Consider the following 1,507-nt stretch of genomic DNA (forward strand, 5'->3'; position numbering starts at 1 on the left):
GCGGCGTGAAGCGGGTGACCGACATCATGGGCGAGATCACGGCGGCGAGCCAGGAGCAGACCTCGGGGATCGAGCAGATCAACCAGGCGATCACGCAGATGGACCAGGTGACGCAGCAGAACGCGGCGCTGGTGGAGGAAGCCTCGGCGGCGGCGCAGTCGCTGCAGGAACAGGCCGGCAGCCTGTCGCAGGTCGTGAGCGTCTTCAAGCTCGATGCTGCGAGCCCCGCGGCGCACACCACGGCGCGCGCCGCAGCGCCGAAGGCTCCGATCGCAAAGTCCGCTCCGAAGACGCACGGCCTGCCGCTTGCGGGGCCGCGCGAACAGCAGGCCGCTGCGCCGTCCCGGCCGCTGGCATCGGCCGCCGCCGTGGGCGACTGGACCGAGTTCTAGACAGTCATGCGGCACCCCGGTGCCGATTCACCAGTTCGATGGAAGAAAGGGAACGTGCGATGAGCTTGAAAAATCTGAGGATCGGCATGCGCCTGGGCGTGGGCTTCGCGGCCATGCTGGTGCTGATGGCCTCGATATCCGCGACCGGCATGCTTCGGTTGGCCAACGTGGGCAATGCGACGCAAGAGATGGTGGGGGGCGCGCTGGTCAAGGAGCGCCTCGTCGGGCAATGGTCGACCCTGCTCGCGGCCAGCATCGTGCGCACCTTCGCGATGGTCAAGGCCACCGACAGCGCCACCGAGGCCTACTTCAGGAAGCAGATCGGGGAGGGCGTCGCGCGCATCAATCCGATCCAGAAGGAGTTGGAGGAACGGCTGACCTCTCCGGCGGAGAAGGATCTCTACGGCAAGGTGGCGGAGCAACGCAAGGGGGTCCTCGAGATGCTGGCCGTCCTCAACAAGCTCAAGGCCAACAACGACGGGGAGGCCGCGAACAAGCTGGCCGACACCCAATTCAGCGCGTTGCTTGCGAACTACGAAAAGGCCGTCGAAAACCTCGCCGCCTACCAGCGCGAACAGATCGACAACGCGGCCAAGGGCATCGCGAAGGATGACCAGGCGGGACGCACCTACCTGATCGTGCTGTCGGCCATCGCGCTCCTCATGGGTGCGCTTCTGGCCTGGCGCCTGACGGTCGGCATCACGCGCCCGCTGGGCAAGGCGGTCGAGGTGGCCGAGACGGTGGCGGACGGCAACCTGGGCAGCCGCATCGAGATCGAGAGCCGGGACGAGACCGGCCAGCTGATGCAGGCGCTGAAGGAGATGAACGACAGCCTGGTGAAGATCGTCGGCGAAGTCCGCACCGGCACCGACACGATCGCGACGGCATCGGGCCAGATCGCGACCGGCAACCAGGACCTGTCCTCGCGCACCGAAGAGCAGGCGAGCTCGCTGGAAGAGACGGCGGCGTCGATGGAAGAGCTGACTTCGACGGTCAAGCAGAACGCCGACAACGCGCGCCAGGCCAACCAGCTGGCCGTCTCGGCCTCCGAGGTGGCGGTCAGGGGCGGCAGCGTGGTCAGCCAGGTGGTCGGCACCATGGGCTCGATCAATGCC

1 protein-coding gene and 1 pseudogene are annotated in these 1,507 nt (G+C 67.1%); both read left to right on the top strand.

Features of this window, described 5'->3' with window-relative positions:
- Positions 1–392, top strand: a pseudogene (locus tag AC1D2E_RS35840) (methyl-accepting chemotaxis protein); the annotation flags it as partial.
- A 59-nt stretch (positions 393–451) separates the two neighbouring features.
- On the top strand, positions 452–1,507 hold a 1,056-nt coding region (locus AC1D2E_RS35845), incomplete at its 3' end, for an MCP four helix bundle domain-containing protein (RefSeq protein WP_478201792.1).

This window comes from Variovorax sp. P1_H2, assembly GCF_056405295.1.